The organism is Knoellia aerolata DSM 18566 (genome assembly GCF_000768695.1).
GTDB lineage: Bacteria > Actinomycetota > Actinomycetes > Actinomycetales > Dermatophilaceae > Knoellia > Knoellia aerolata.
The window spans coordinates 1-12507 of record NZ_AVPL01000005.1 but is presented as its reverse complement, the minus strand read 5'-3'; the positions used below and the strand labels follow the sequence as shown (position 1 = coordinate 12507).

Sequence of the window (12507 nt, the reverse complement as noted above, 5' to 3'; positions counted from 1 at the left end):
CACGGCGTTCGTCCGCTACTGCCGAGTAGGGCTCGCGCCCGCCGCGGCGACGTCTTGGGGCGCACGGGGCGGGACCGCAACGCCAGTAGCATGGCTGTCTCATGACTGACACCCTCACCGCGATCGGAGCCAGCGTCGCGTCGGCGCTGCCCGAGCTCATCGACTTCCGGCGCGACCTCCACGCCCACCCCGAGCTGGCGCGCCTCGAGTCGCGCACCACCGCGGCGGTCGCGGCGCGCCTCGACCGCGCCGGGGTGCGGGTTCGCCTGCTCCCGGGCACCGGACTGGTCGCGGAGGTCGGAGCCGAGCAGCCGGCATACCGGGTCGCCCTGCGCGCGGACATGGATGCGCTGCCGGTGCAGGAGAGCACCGGCCTCCCGTTCTCCTCCACGGTCGACGGCGTCGCGCACGCGTGCGGCCACGACGTCCACGTGAGCGCCCTCCTCGGCGCGATGCTCACCCTCAGGGAGCTCGAGCAGGACCTGCGCGAGCGGGGCACCGCGGTCCGCGCGATCTTCCAGGCGGCCGAGGAGGTCATGCCCGGAGGTGCCCACGACGCGATCGCGGCCGGGGTCATGGACGGTGTCGACGCCATCTTCGCGCTGCACTGCGACCCGTCGCTCGACGTCGGGCAGGTCGGGCTGCGCGAGGGACCGATCACCGCCGCGTGCGACCACCTGCGGGTCGTCCTCACCGGTCGGGGAGGACACACGTCGCGCCCCCAGCTCACCGAGGACCTCACCTACGCACTCGCCAAGGTCGTCACGGACGTGCCGGCCGCGCTGTCCCGACGGCTCGACCCGCGTGCCGGCGCCGCCCTCGTCTGGGGCGTCATCAGGGCCGGGACGGCGAGCAACGTCATCCCGAGCACGGGGGAGTGCAGCGGGACGCTGCGGATGCTCGACGCCAACGCCTGGGCCACCGTCGGGCCGCTGCTCGAGGAGATCGTCCAGGGCGTCGTCTCCCCCTACGGTGTCGACGCACGACTCGAGCGGATCAAGGGCGTGCCGCCGGTCGTCAACCAGACCGACGCCATCGACGCGCTGCGCTTCGCCTGCCTCGGCTCGGGCCTGCAGGTCGCCCCCACGTTGCAGTCCCTCGGCGGCGAGGACTACTCGTGGTACCTCTCGCATGCGCCCGGCGCCATGGCGCGCCTCGGGACCCGCACCCCCGGCGGTCGCACCTTCGACCTGCACCAGGGTGACGTCGTCATCGACGAGGACTCGATCGGCGTTGGCGCCCGGCTGCTGGCCTCGGTCGTCGTCGCGCACACCGTCAAGGCCGGCGGAGATCGGCTCGCCGAGGTCCCCTCCGTCGCGATCGAGGCAGCCCAATGAGTGACATCGACTGGAACGCGTTGCGGGAGAGGGCCGTCGAGATGACCGCCCTCGCCTATGCGCCGTACTCGAACTACCGCGTGGGGGTCGCCGGGCTCACCGACGACGGCCGGGTCGTGGCCGGCTGCAACGTCGAGAACGCCGCGTACGGCGTCGCCCTGTGCGCGGAGTGCGGGATGGTCTCCGAGCTGCACTCCACCGGCGGGGGACGGCTGGTCGCCGTCGCCTGCGTCGACGGTCGCGGCGAGCCCCTCATGCCCTGCGGCAGGTGCCGACAGCTGTTGTGGGAGAACGGCGGCGCCGCGTGCCTCGTCATGACGCCCGAGGGGATCCGGACCATGGAGCAGATCCTCCCGCAGGCCTTCGGGCCGGAGAATCTCCGGCAGATCTGAGGGTCGCGGGGTGGGTGACATGATGACGCCCATGAGCGAGAGCCACGACGCCGTCGACGTCATCACCACCAAGCGGGACAGGCGGGAGCTGAGCAACGACCAGATCCGCTGGGTCATCGACGCCTACACGCGCGGAGCGGTCGCCGACGAGCAGATGAGCGCGCTGGCGATGGCCGTCCTGCTCAACGGGATGAACCGGCGTGAGATCGCCACGTGGACCGCGGCGATGATCGCGAGCGGTGAGCGGATGGACTTCTCGTCGCTGTCGCGCCCGACCGCCGACAAGCACTCGACCGGTGGGGTGGGCGACAAGATCACGCTGCCGCTGGCGCCGCTGGTGGCCGTCTTCGACGTCGCCGTGCCGCAGCTGTCCGGGCGCGGCCTGGGCCACACCGGCGGCACCCTCGACAAGCTCGAGTCGATCCCGGGGTGGCGTGCCGACCTCACCAACGAGGCCATGCTCGCCCAGCTCGACGACGTGGGCGCGGTCATCTGCGCGGCCGGCGCGGGCCTGGCGCCGGCCGACAAGAAGCTCTATGCCCTGCGCGACGTCACCGGGACCGTCGAGGCGATCCCGCTCATCGCCAGCTCGATCATGAGCAAGAAGATCGCCGAGGGCACGGGCGCCCTCGTCCTCGACGTCAAGGTCGGGTCCGGGGCGTTCATGAAGAACCGCGAGGACGCCACCGAGCTCGCCCGCACGATGGTCGAGCTCGGCACGGACGCCGGCGTCAGGACCGTCGCGCTGCTCACGAACATGCAGACGCCCTTGGGGCTGACGGCCGGCAACGCGCTCGAGGTGCGCGAGTCGGTCGAGGTGCTCGCCGGTGGGGGTCCCGAGGACGTGGTCGAGCTCACCGTGGCGCTGGCGCAGGAGATGCTCGCCGCGGCCGGTCGCGACGGCGACGACGTGGCCGCGGCACTGCGGGACGGCCGGGCGATGGATGCCTGGCGCCGGATGATCGCCGCCCAGGGAGGCGACCCGGACGCGAAGCTGCCTCTCGCGCGTCACACCGAGGAGATCCTCGCCCCCGCCGACGGTGTGCTCACCCGGCTCGACGCGTATGCCGTGGGGGTCGCAGCGTGGCGGCTCGGCGCCGGTCGGGCGCGCAAGGAGGACCCGGTGCAGGCGGGCGCCGGCATCGAGCTGCACGCCAAGCCCGGAGCCGTGGTGCGCGGGGGCGAGCGTCTCATGACCCTGCACACCGACACCCCCGAACGGTTCGAGCGGGCCAAGGAGGCGCTCGAGGGCGGCTTCACCATCGCTCCCGAGGGCTCGCGCCCCGACCTCCTCCCCCTCCTCATCGACAGGATCTCCTGATGGGCCCAGTCGTCGCCGAGTCCACCGTGTCCGCTGTGTCTGCCGTGCCCGCGGTGCCCGCGGTGTCCGCCGACATCGTCGCGCGCGCCCCCAAGGCGCTCCTCCACGACCACCTCGACGGTGGCCTGCGCCCGCAGACGATCATCGACCTCGCCGCGGAGTCGGGCTACGACCAGCTGCCCGCCACCGACGCCGACGAGCTCGGTCGCTGGTTCCGCGACAGCGCCGACTCCGGCTCGCTGGAGCGCTACCTGTCGACGTTCAGCCACACCGTCGCGGTCATGCAGACGCCCGAGCAGCTGCGCCGGGTCGCACGCGAGTGCGCCCTCGACCTCGCCGCCGACGGTGTCGTGTACGCCGAGTCTCGCTTCGCGCCCGAGCTGCACGTCGAGGGCGGCCTCGCCCTGACCGAGGTCGTCGAGGCGGTCCTCGAGGGGCTGCGCGAGGGTGAGGCCGAGGCGGCCGCGGCCGGCACGCCCATCCGGATGGTCTCGCTGCTCACCGCCATGCGTCACGCCGCCAAGAGCGACGAGATCGCCGAGCTCGCGATCCGCTACCGCGACCAGGGGGTCGGCGGGTTCGACATCGCCGGCGCCGAGGCGGGCTTTCCGCCCAGCCGGCACCTGTCGGCCTTCGAGTACCTCCGCCGCGAGAACGCCCACTTCACCATCCACGCCGGTGAGGCCTTCGGGCTGCCGAGCATCTGGGAGGCGATCCAGTGGTGCGGCGCCGAGCGGCTCGGGCACGGGGTCCGGATCGTCGACGACATCACGAGCGACGGTGGCACGCACACGCTCGGGCGGCTCGCGGCATACGTTCGTGACCGGCGCATCCCGCTCGAGATGTGCCCCACCTCGAACCTCCAGACGGGTGCCGCCGACTCCGTGGCGGCACACCCGATCTCGCTGCTCAAGGAGCTGCGGTTCCGCGTCACGGTCAACACCGACAACCGCCTCATGTCCGGGACGTCGATGTCGCGCGAGATGCAGCTCCTCGTCGACGAGGCCGGCTGGACGCTCGACGACCTGCGGTGGGCGACGATCAACGCGATGAAGTCCGCGTTCATCCCCTTCGACGAGCGGCTCGTCATCATCGAGCGGGTCGTCAAGCCGGGGTATGCCGCCCTGTTCGCCGCGACCTGACCGTCGCCTTCGCCGTCCTCGGGGCGGGGATCAGGCCAGCGGGTCGGGCGGCAGGACGCGTCTGGCGCGTGCCGCCTCCGCCTGCATCCGGGCGAGGTCCCGGCGCCGCCGCTCGGCGAGGACGGCGCGCAGGACCCACTCCGGGTGGATCCCGGGCGGGGGCTGGGGCGACACGTGGCGCAGCACCTGCTCCCCGAGGTCGTGGCCGAGGTGGTGGCGCGCCTGCGGGGTGAGCCCGCCGGAGCGGGTGAGGAACTGGCGCACGCCGATGGCCAGTGACGCGGGCAGCGGCCCGATGTCGGCGGCCCGGACCCAGCGCTCCAGCGCCGGCGGCGCCTCGGGGGGCACGGTGACCTGGAGCCTGTGCCGCAGCGACATGACGTAGGTGCCGGCCGCCATGTCCCCGAGCCGTTTCGCCCGGGGGTGGACCACGGCGGCGACGATGGCCGGGGCGCCCTGCAGCAGGTAGAACTCGACGAATCCGACGAGGTGCCGGATGACGCTGTGCCGCAGCGTGATCGGCCCGCCGTCATCTCGGACGGTGCAGAGCCCGAGCGCGTACTTGCCGGGACTGCGGCCCTTGGTCAGCACCTCGAAGGCAACCGGCAGGATCACCGTGAGCGAGACGAGGAGCAGGATGGCGGTGGCCTGCGCCACGGCGTCCGACATGCCGCCGACGAGCATGCCCGCACCGAAGAAGCTGCCGAGCGCGAGGGCGAAGGTGATGAGGAGGTCGATGAGCCGGGAGGCGACCCGGCTGGGCACGCTGGCGACCGGGACCTCGACCGAGACCCCTTCGCCGGTGACGAGGTCGTCGCCGGCGTAGGTGCGGTAGCCCCCGTCCACGCTCATGCCGTCGAGGCTATCCCGCGGCCCCGGCGCATAGAGTGACCGCGTGGATCTCGACGCCTACATCGCCACCCACGTGGGTCAGTGGCGCCGGCTCGAGGAGCTCGCCGGCCGCCGCCGGCTCACCGGCGCGGAGTCCGACGAGCTGCTCGACCTCTACCAGCGCGTGTCCACACACCTCTCGGTGGTGCGCTCGGCGAGCCCGGACCCGTCGCTGGTCAGCTACCTGTCGTCGGTGCTCGCCCGCGCGCGGCACACGGCGACGGGGAGCCGCGCCACGACGTGGCGGGACCTGGGGGACTTCTTCACGCAGACGTTCCCGGCGGCGCTCTACCGGACCCGGCGGTGGTGGCTCGCCACGTCGGTCGGCAGCGTGGTGCTGGCGTTCGTCGTCGGCGCGTGGGCGGTGCGGCACCCCGAGGTGTTCACCCAGCAGATGACCCAGCGCGAGATCGACGCCTACGTGGGCACCGACTTCGCGAACTACTACTCCGAGTTCCCGCACCACGAGTTCGCGACGCTCGTGTGGCTCAACAACGCGTGGGTCGCGGCGCAGTGCATCGCGCTCGGCGTCCTGGGACTGCCGGTGCTGTGGGTCCTCGCGCAGAACGTCGTCGCCGTGGGGATCGCGGGCGGCCTCATGGTCAGCTACGACCGCGGGGCGCTCTTCTTCGGGCTGATCCTCCCGCACGGGCTCCTCGAGCTGACGGCGGTCTTCGTCGCGGCTGCCGTGGGGCTGCGCCTCTTCTGGTCGTGGATCGAGCCCGGACCCCGGTCGCGGCTGGACTCGCTGGCCGCCGAGGGCCGCACCGCCGCGGGGATCGCCCTGGGGCTGGTGGTGGTCCTCTTCGTCAGCGGCGGGATCGAGGGGTTCGTGACGCCGTCCGGCCTGCCGACCTGGGCGCGCATCCTCATCGGCGTCGTCGCCGAGACACTCTTCTTCGCGTACGTCTTCGTCGTCGGCCGCCGGGCCGCCCGGGCCGGGGTCACCGGCGACGTCGCCGAGAGCGACCAGTCCGCCTCCGCCCCCGTCGCCGCCTGACCCACCACGTCACCCCGATTCCTCCAACGTCTGCGAAAGGGGTCGTTGGAGCCGCCACATCCGCAGACGCAAGCGCATCAGGGGGACCATCCGCGAGCCCGGAGGAGCCTCTCGAGTGCCTCGAAGAAAGGGTCAGGGTCGCACCGGAGGGTGAGGACCGACAGCGGGATCACCGCGTCACCCTGGACCTGGAGGTCCGTGATCCTCAGCTCGTCGCGCATGGCCACGTCGAGCCCGTTGTGGCCGGCACCGTTGACCTCGACGACGACCCGGTAGGGCTCCCAGAAGGCATCCAGCACGGCCCGCCCCTGAGTGAGTCGGCGCACCACCTGCCGTGTCGGCTCGGGCAGGCCGCGGGTGCGGCACGCCGTGGTGAAGTCGAGCTCGTTGAGCGATTCGGCCCCGAGCGCGATGTCGCGTAGGCCGGCCTGCAACGGCTTGCGGAAGCGGTGCCTCCTGACTCGGTCGAGCTCTTTCTGGACGTCCTCGACCCGGACGATCCGCTGCTGGATGGGCATGACGAGGCAGAGCATCGCCTGCCGGAGCGACACCGCCCAGAGTGCCGCCTGGACGGTGGCGACGGCGGGAACCGAACGTGGGACCCCCACGGGCATCGCGTCGGAGGCGGTCCAGCGCCGCGTCTCGTGCACCCTGACCCCAGCAATGTCCTTCTTCTCGAGTCCCTTGGGAACCCAGATGTGGATGCGCGGCTCGACATAGCCCCGGAGACCGTGCGCCTCGAGGGCCGTCACGCCGCCGAGGTGTGCGCCGGGACCCACGGCCATCAGTGCCTCGCGCCATGCGGCCTCACCGGTCGTCGAGCCGGGGGTCGTAACCACCCCTTTGCCGGGGACGACCCGCCAGCGCCCACCCGTGACCATGGCCCGGCGGCGTCCGCGACTGACCTTGAGATCCCGGAGCACGCTCATGGGGAGCACCCCTGACCTCTCCTCGATCTGGATGCCGAGGTCGGGATGGGTGCGTCGATTCGCCATGCCGCCCACGCTCGGCGCCGGGTGTGCTGCTCGGAAGGCACGAGTCCTGAACCTGTGAACAGCGCGTCGTGAGGAGCGCTCCTGTGGACGAGCGAACGGCATACGCCCCCTGCTTGTTGCGTCTGCGCATGGGGTGGCTGGAACGACCGGATCCGCAGACGCAAGCAATCGGGGTCAGAGGAGGCCTTGGCGCTTGAGGGCGAGGTAGTGGTCGACGAGGGCGAGCGGCAGCCGGTCCGGCGGCTCGTCGAGCACCTCGACCCCGAGCGAGCGGAACGCCGTGGCCGTCCGACCACGCAGTGCCACGGTGCGCTCGGCGGCCGCGGCGGCATACACCTCCGTCGCCGAACCCCGCCCCGCCCGCAGCCGGTCGACCGCCGGGTCGGAGACCGAGGCGACGACGACCCGGTGCCGGGCCGCGAGTGCCGGCAGCACCGGCAGCAGCCCCTCCTCCAGCGCGGACGACTCCAGCGGCGTGATGAGCACGACGAGCGCACGCTGGGTGCCCACCCGGCTCACCTCGGTGGCGAGCAGCCGCCAGTCGGCCTCGACGAGCTGGGCCTCGACCGGCGCGAGCTCCGAGATCGCGTCGTGCAGGGTGCGCACCCGGTCGTGGCCCGAGACGTGGGCCCGCACCACCCGGTCGCCGGCGATGAGGTGGATCCGGTCGCGGGCGTGGCCGGCGATGGCGGTGAGGAAGAGGGCGGCGTCCATCCCCGAGTCCAGCCGCGGAGCGTCGCCGATGCGCCCGGCGCTCGTCCGCGACGAGTCGAGGACGATGATGATGCGGCGGTGCTGCTCCGGCTGCCACGTGCGCACGACGAGGTCGCGCCGCCGCGCGGTTGCCCGCCAGTCGATCGAGCGCACGTCGTCGCCCTCGACGTAGTCACGCAGGGAGTCGAACTCGGTGCCCTGCCCGCGGGTGCGCATGGCGGCCCGCCCGTCGAGCTGGCGCAGCACGGCGAGCCGGCTCGGGATGTGCCGGCGCGACGGGAACGCGTGGAGCACGCGCAGCCGCCCCGGCACGCCGACCGACGCCTGCCGTGCGGCGACACCCAGCGGCCCGCGCAGCCGGAGGGTGACCCGGTCGGCGTGACGGTCGCCCCGCCGGGTAGGTGTGAGGACGGTGGTGAGCCGCGTGCGTTCTCCACCGGGGAGCCGGAGGGTATGCCGGGTCAGCTCGGCTCCCGCGGACGGCGGCCAGGCATCCCGCAGCACGCCGACGGCGGTGCGGGTCCCCGGGTTGGTGACGAGGAGCGAGGTCCGCACCGACTCGCCGAGCCGCACCGAGGGCGGCAGCGCGCGCTCGAGGTGCAGCGCCCGCGGTCGAGGCGCGAGCCACGCGTCCACGCCGGCGACCACTGCGCACAGCAGCAGCCACAGCCACACCGTCGAGGCTGCGGGCCGGAGCACCACCGGGACGATGCCGAGGAGGACGAGCCACAGGGCTCGGGCGGTGAGGGCCATGAGCAGGTCAGCGAGGAACCGGGACGGAGCCGAGGGCGCTGTCGAGGACCGCCGAGACGTCCACTCCTTCGAGCTCCGCCTCCGGGCGCAGGGACAGCCGGTGCGCGAGCGTCGCGTGGGCGAGGGCCTTGACGTCGTCGGGGGTGGTGTAGCCGCGCCCGTTGAGCCACGCCCAGGCGCGCGCCGTCGACATGAGCGCCGTCGCCCCACGAGGGCTGACCCCGAGCGAGAGCGACGGGGACGTGCGCGTCGCGCGGGCGATGTCGACGACGTATGCCGCGACGTCGTCGCTGACCTCGACCTGCCGGACCGCGTGCGCGCCGGCCTCGAGGTCGGTCGCCGACGCGACCGGGCGCAGGCCCGCGGCCGCGAGGTCGCGCGGGTCGAAGCCGTCGGCGTGCCGGCGCAGGACCGCGACCTCGTCGGCGCGCGGCGGCAGAGGCAGCGTCACCTTGAGGAGGAAGCGGTCGAGCTGGGCCTCGGGCAGCGGGTAGGTGCCTTCGTACTCGACGGGGTTCTGCGTCGCCGCCACCATGAACGGGGACGGGAGCGGGTGGGGCGCGCCGTCGACGCTGACCTGGCGCTCCTCCATGGCCTCGAGCAGGGCCGACTGCGTCTTCGGCGGCGTCCGGTTGATCTCGTCGGCGAGCAGGATGTTGGTGAACACCGGCCCCTGGCGGAAGGTGAAGTCGCTCGAGCGGGCGTCGAAGACGAGCGAGCCGGTGAGGTCGCCCGGCATGAGGTCGGGGGTGAACTGCACCCGCTTGGTCTGCACGTCGAGCGCCTGCGACAGCGACCGGACGAGCAGCGTCTTGGCGACACCCGGGACGCCCTCGAGGAGGATGTGCCCCCGGCAGAGGAGGGCGACGAGCAGCCCCGTCACCGCGGCGTCCTGGCCGACCACGGCCTTGGCCACTTCGGCGCGCACCCGGAGCAGGGCGTCACGCGCCTCGGGTGCGGTGGGCTGGGGCGCGGCCGGCTGGGGCGCGGTCGGCTGGGCCGCGGTCGGCTGGGGCGTGGGGTTCGCGGTCATGGGCGGTGTGCCTTCTCCTCGAGTGCGGTCAGGTCCTGGGCGAGCCGCACGAGGGCGGCGTCATCGGTGGGGTGGGGTCCGGCGACGAGGTCGAGGACCTCGCTCACGGGTCGCCCGGTGGCGGCGGAGGTCGCGCGGGCGACGACCTCGACCGGGTCGCCGCGGCGCAGGCCGAGACGCGAGCGGAGCCGGTCGAGGGTGGCCAGCCGCAGGACGGCCGCGGCGCGGGGGCGGTCCTGCGCGCGGCGGTACAGCCGGCCGCGGCTCTCGGTGGTCTCGATCGCGCGGACGACGACCGGCAGAGGCTCACGCACGAGCCGTCCGAGCCGTCGACCGCGGACGAGCGCGAGGACGAGGAGGCCGGTGGCGAGCAGCGCCAGCAGCGGGGCGAACCAGGCCGGCAGCAGCCCGCCGTCGGCACCGCCGTCCTCGCCGTCGGCGAGGTCGGCGACCCCGGGCTGGTACCAGACCAGCCGCGGCGAGCCGCCCAGCAGCCGGAGGGCGATGGCCGCGTTGTCCTCCTCGGTGATCGCGCCGTTGGCGAACCCGGTCTGGCTGCCGACGACGGTCAGGGGTGCACGGTCCGACGAGGCGGGGAGGTCGACGAGCCCGGCGCCGTGGTCCCCGGCCTCGCTGTCGCCCTCGTCGCCCTCGGCCGCCTCGATCGTCAGGGGGAAGCAGACCCGGACCTCGTCGGCGGTGTCGGACCTGGCCTCGTAGCGGGTGTCGATCCCCACGAGGGAGTCGCCCTCGTCGACCGGGCCGATGTCGCACCGGCTGTCGACCTGCACGCCGGCCCCGATGGGCAGCGCCGTGACCTCGGCGCCGAGCGCGCGCAGCTGCGCCGTCGAGGGCGAGAGGACCACGAGGCGGTCGACGCCGGTCGAGGACCGTCGCAGGGTGCGCGCCGCCGCCGTCCCGAGGTTGCTCGGGTTGGCCACGACGACAGTCGTGTCCTCGCGGCGGACCCGGAGCGAGGACACCGCGTCGTCGATGGACGTCACGGGTTCGACGTCGACGCCGTTCTGCTCCAGCACGGCGACGAGGGCGGCGGCCCCGGCAGGACCGACCCCCTCCGGCTCCATGGCCTCGCCGGGGGGAGTGGAGACGATGGCGATGACGGCGAGCGCGCCGACGCCCAGGGCGACGACGAGGGCCCACAGGCCGGAGCGCCGCCAGCGACCGAGGAGCGTCACGACGACACCGCCGTGCCGGCCAGCTCGGGCCGGGTCCGGGCGAGCCGCTCGTCGAGCGCGAGGGCGGCCCGGGCGTCGGCCTCGACACCGCGGTCGTGGCCGTAGCGGACGGCGTCGAACCGGTCAGCGGCGCTGCGCAGGCCGGCATCCTCCGCCGGGAACGCGCGCGAGAGCTCGAGGGACGCCTCGTGGGCGGTCCGGCCGGGCAGCTCGTCGAGGATCGTCCGTTCGACGGCCGACGCGACGATCGCCCGATAGGCGTCGAGAAGCGCTGTCTCCCAGTCACCGTCGCTCACGGCGCGCTGCGCGCGATCTCGGTATGCCGTCGCGTCGACTCCGCGGTCGTCGAGCACACCGCCGTGGTCACCGCCACGACGGGACCGGGCCTCGGGCCGGAGCAGCAGCCCGACGACGAGCGCCAGCACCGCGAGCCCGACGAGGAGGACGAGGGCGAAGACCCACGAGGGCAGGCCGGGGCCGGTGGTGTCGAAGAGCCCGAGGAGCCACTCCTGGAAGCGGTCCCACAGGCTGGGCTCGACGTCGTACCTCGCCTTGGCCAGCTCCTCCTCGAGCCAGCGGCGTCCCTCGGCGCGGGACGGGTCGAGAGGTGGCGCGTCGAGGAGCCCGAGGCCCGGGGTCATGCGTCGGCGCGGGGCCAGGGTGCGACGGCGGTGCCCTGCGCCGTCTGGACGAGGTGCACGTCCAGGCCCTCACGACGGATGCGCTGGTCGACGTAGAGGAGGGAGTCGATGCCGGCGGTGATGGGGGTCGTGATCGCCCCCGCGACGACGCCGGTGGCACCGGTGATGACGGCCTGCCAGACGTACATCTGGTCCATCGGGAGGCCCGTGAACACCAGGCCGGCTCCGATGAGGGCCAGGGGCGCGGTGATGAGCGAGCCGGTGATGCCGATCGCGAGGGAGGCCAGCAGGCGGATGCCGAGCAGGCGCCAGAACGGCTGGCCGCCGGTGAGCCGCCACGAGCGCGCGAACGCCTGCCCGACGGGGAGGTTCTCGAGGATGAGGGAGGGCGTGACGAAGGCGAGCCGGGTCCACAGGAAGAGCGTGAGGACGACGGCCACGAGCACGCCCACGAGGAGCGCGACGACCCCGGCGGCGAGCATCCCGTCGCTCCCGGAGCTGTCGGCGGCGACGAGGAGGACGACGGGCAGCCCGACGATGGCGGTGAGCGAGACGACGAAGACGAGCGAGGTGAGCAGCGTCGCCCCGGCGAGCGCCCCGATGCGGCGGCTCGTGCCCCGCCAGGTCTCACCCGCGCTGACCTTGCGGCCCAGCACGGCCTGCCCGATGACGTAGGCGAGGAACCCCGCGAGCAGGATCGTCGAGAACCACGACCCGATGGACGGGATGAACGAGCCGAGCGAGCCCATGAGGCCCGCGGTGTCGCTGGTGGCGAACGAGTCCTCGAGGGGGACCGAGGACTCCTGGCTCGACACCCACGCCCCGAGCGCGGTGAACGGGACGAGGAAGACCAGCGAGGTCAGCGCGGCCAGCCCGACGGTGGCGGCGACGTTGCCCCGGACGGCGCGGAAGACGCCACCGAAGACGTCGTTCATCCCCAGGGGGCGCAGCGGGACGATCCCGGGTCGGAAGTCCATCCGCGGCGGCAGCCACCCGCCCGGCGGCGGGACCGGCAGGTGCGCCGGTCGTGCGCCGGCCGGACCCTGCTGCGCCCAGGCCGGGGGCGGGGGGACGTAGCGGGACGGCGGCGGG

12 protein-coding genes are annotated in these 12507 nt (G+C 73.5%); 5 read left to right on the top strand and 7 right to left on the bottom strand.

What is annotated here, in order from left to right:
* Positions 1–101 precede the first annotated feature (101 nt).
* The 4 genes from N801_RS03570 (at position 102) to N801_RS03555 (ending at position 4192) form a co-directional block, all read left to right on the top strand.
* Positions 102–1337: an amidohydrolase gene (locus N801_RS03570; protein WP_052112556.1), complete on the top strand. Its 1236-nt coding sequence runs from the start codon at positions 102–104 to the stop codon at positions 1335–1337.
* Positions 1334–1729 (top strand): cytidine deaminase, encoded by a 396-nt coding sequence (locus tag N801_RS03565; protein WP_035932932.1) that lies wholly within the window; start codon positions 1334–1336, stop codon positions 1727–1729. The genes N801_RS03570 and N801_RS03565 overlap by 4 nt, the downstream gene beginning before the upstream one ends.
* A 31-nt stretch (positions 1730–1760) precedes the next feature.
* Positions 1761–3050, top strand: coding sequence for a thymidine phosphorylase (locus tag N801_RS03560; RefSeq protein WP_035933147.1), 1290 nt, complete (start codon positions 1761–1763; stop codon positions 3048–3050).
* Positions 3051–3112: 62 nt separating this feature from the next.
* Positions 3113–4192: an adenosine deaminase gene (locus N801_RS03555; RefSeq protein WP_439330530.1), complete on the top strand. Its 1080-nt coding sequence runs from the start codon at positions 3113–3115 to the stop codon at positions 4190–4192.
* A 30-nt stretch (positions 4193–4222) separates the two neighbouring features.
* Here the strand turns inward: N801_RS03555 and N801_RS03550 are convergent, their stop codons facing one another.
* Positions 4223–5044 (bottom strand): RDD family protein, encoded by an 822-nt coding sequence (locus N801_RS03550; RefSeq protein ID WP_052112555.1) that lies wholly within the window; start codon positions 5042–5044, stop codon positions 4223–4225.
* Between the two features lie 43 nt (positions 5045–5087).
* Here N801_RS03550 and N801_RS03545 point away from each other — a divergent pair, with 43 nt between their 5' ends.
* Positions 5088–6083: a stage II sporulation protein M gene (locus N801_RS03545; protein ID WP_035932929.1), complete on the top strand. Its 996-nt coding sequence runs from the start codon at positions 5088–5090 to the stop codon at positions 6081–6083.
* Between the two features lie 77 nt (positions 6084–6160).
* Here N801_RS03545 and N801_RS03540 read toward each other — a convergent pair whose 3' ends face one another.
* The 6 genes from N801_RS03540 to N801_RS20930 form a co-directional block, all read right to left on the bottom strand.
* Positions 6161–7078, bottom strand: a complete 918-nt coding sequence (locus N801_RS03540) for a hypothetical protein (RefSeq protein WP_052112554.1) — start codon at positions 7076–7078, stop codon at positions 6161–6163.
* 174 nt (positions 7079–7252) lie between these two features.
* Positions 7253–8545 carry a DUF58 domain-containing protein gene (locus tag N801_RS03535; protein ID WP_035932927.1) on the bottom strand — a complete coding sequence of 431 codons (1293 nt, stop codon included), beginning with the start codon at positions 8543–8545 and terminating at the stop codon, positions 7253–7255.
* 7 nt (positions 8546–8552) lie between these two features.
* Positions 8553–9578 carry an AAA family ATPase gene (locus N801_RS03530; protein ID WP_035932924.1) on the bottom strand — a complete coding sequence of 342 codons (1026 nt, stop codon included), beginning with the start codon at positions 9576–9578 and terminating at the stop codon, positions 8553–8555.
* On the bottom strand, positions 9575–10774 hold the full coding sequence (locus N801_RS21695) for a DUF4350 domain-containing protein (RefSeq protein ID WP_035932921.1): 1200 nt from the start codon (positions 10772–10774) through the stop codon (positions 9575–9577). The genes N801_RS03530 and N801_RS21695 overlap by 4 nt, the downstream gene beginning before the upstream one ends.
* Entirely contained in the window at positions 10771–11415 is a 645-nt protein-coding gene (locus tag N801_RS03520; RefSeq protein WP_035932920.1) for a DUF4129 domain-containing protein, read from the bottom strand. The genes N801_RS21695 and N801_RS03520 overlap by 4 nt, the downstream gene beginning before the upstream one ends.
* A partial coding sequence (locus N801_RS20930; RefSeq protein WP_035932918.1) for a glycerophosphoryl diester phosphodiesterase membrane domain-containing protein occupies positions 11412–12507 on the bottom strand: 1096 nt, incomplete at its 5' end. The genes N801_RS20930 and N801_RS03520, both read right to left, overlap by 4 nt.

Bases quoted from the DNA above. Each gene is read 5' to 3' on its own strand.
- N801_RS03570 (WP_052112556.1), top strand. From the start codon at position 102: ATGACTGACACCCTCACCGCGATCGGAGCCAGCGTCGCGTCGGCGCTG.
- N801_RS03565 (WP_035932932.1), top strand. From the start codon at position 1,334: ATGAGTGACATCGACTGGAACGCGTTGCGGGAGAGGGCCGTCGAGATG.
- N801_RS03560 (WP_035933147.1), top strand. From the start codon at position 1,761: ATGAGCGAGAGCCACGACGCCGTCGACGTCATCACCACCAAGCGGGAC.
- N801_RS03550 (WP_052112555.1), bottom strand. From the start codon at position 5,044: ATGAGCGTGGACGGGGGCTACCGCACCTACGCCGGCGACGACCTCGTC.
- N801_RS03540 (WP_052112554.1), bottom strand. From the start codon at position 7,078: ATGGCGAATCGACGCACCCATCCCGACCTCGGCATCCAGATCGAGGAG.
- N801_RS03535 (WP_035932927.1), bottom strand. From the start codon at position 8,545: ATGGCCCTCACCGCCCGAGCCCTGTGGCTCGTCCTCCTCGGCATCGTC.
- N801_RS03530 (WP_035932924.1), bottom strand. From the start codon at position 9,578: ATGACCGCGAACCCCACGCCCCAGCCGACCGCGGCCCAGCCGACCGCG.
- N801_RS03520 (WP_035932920.1), bottom strand. From the start codon at position 11,415: ATGACCCCGGGCCTCGGGCTCCTCGACGCGCCACCTCTCGACCCGTCC.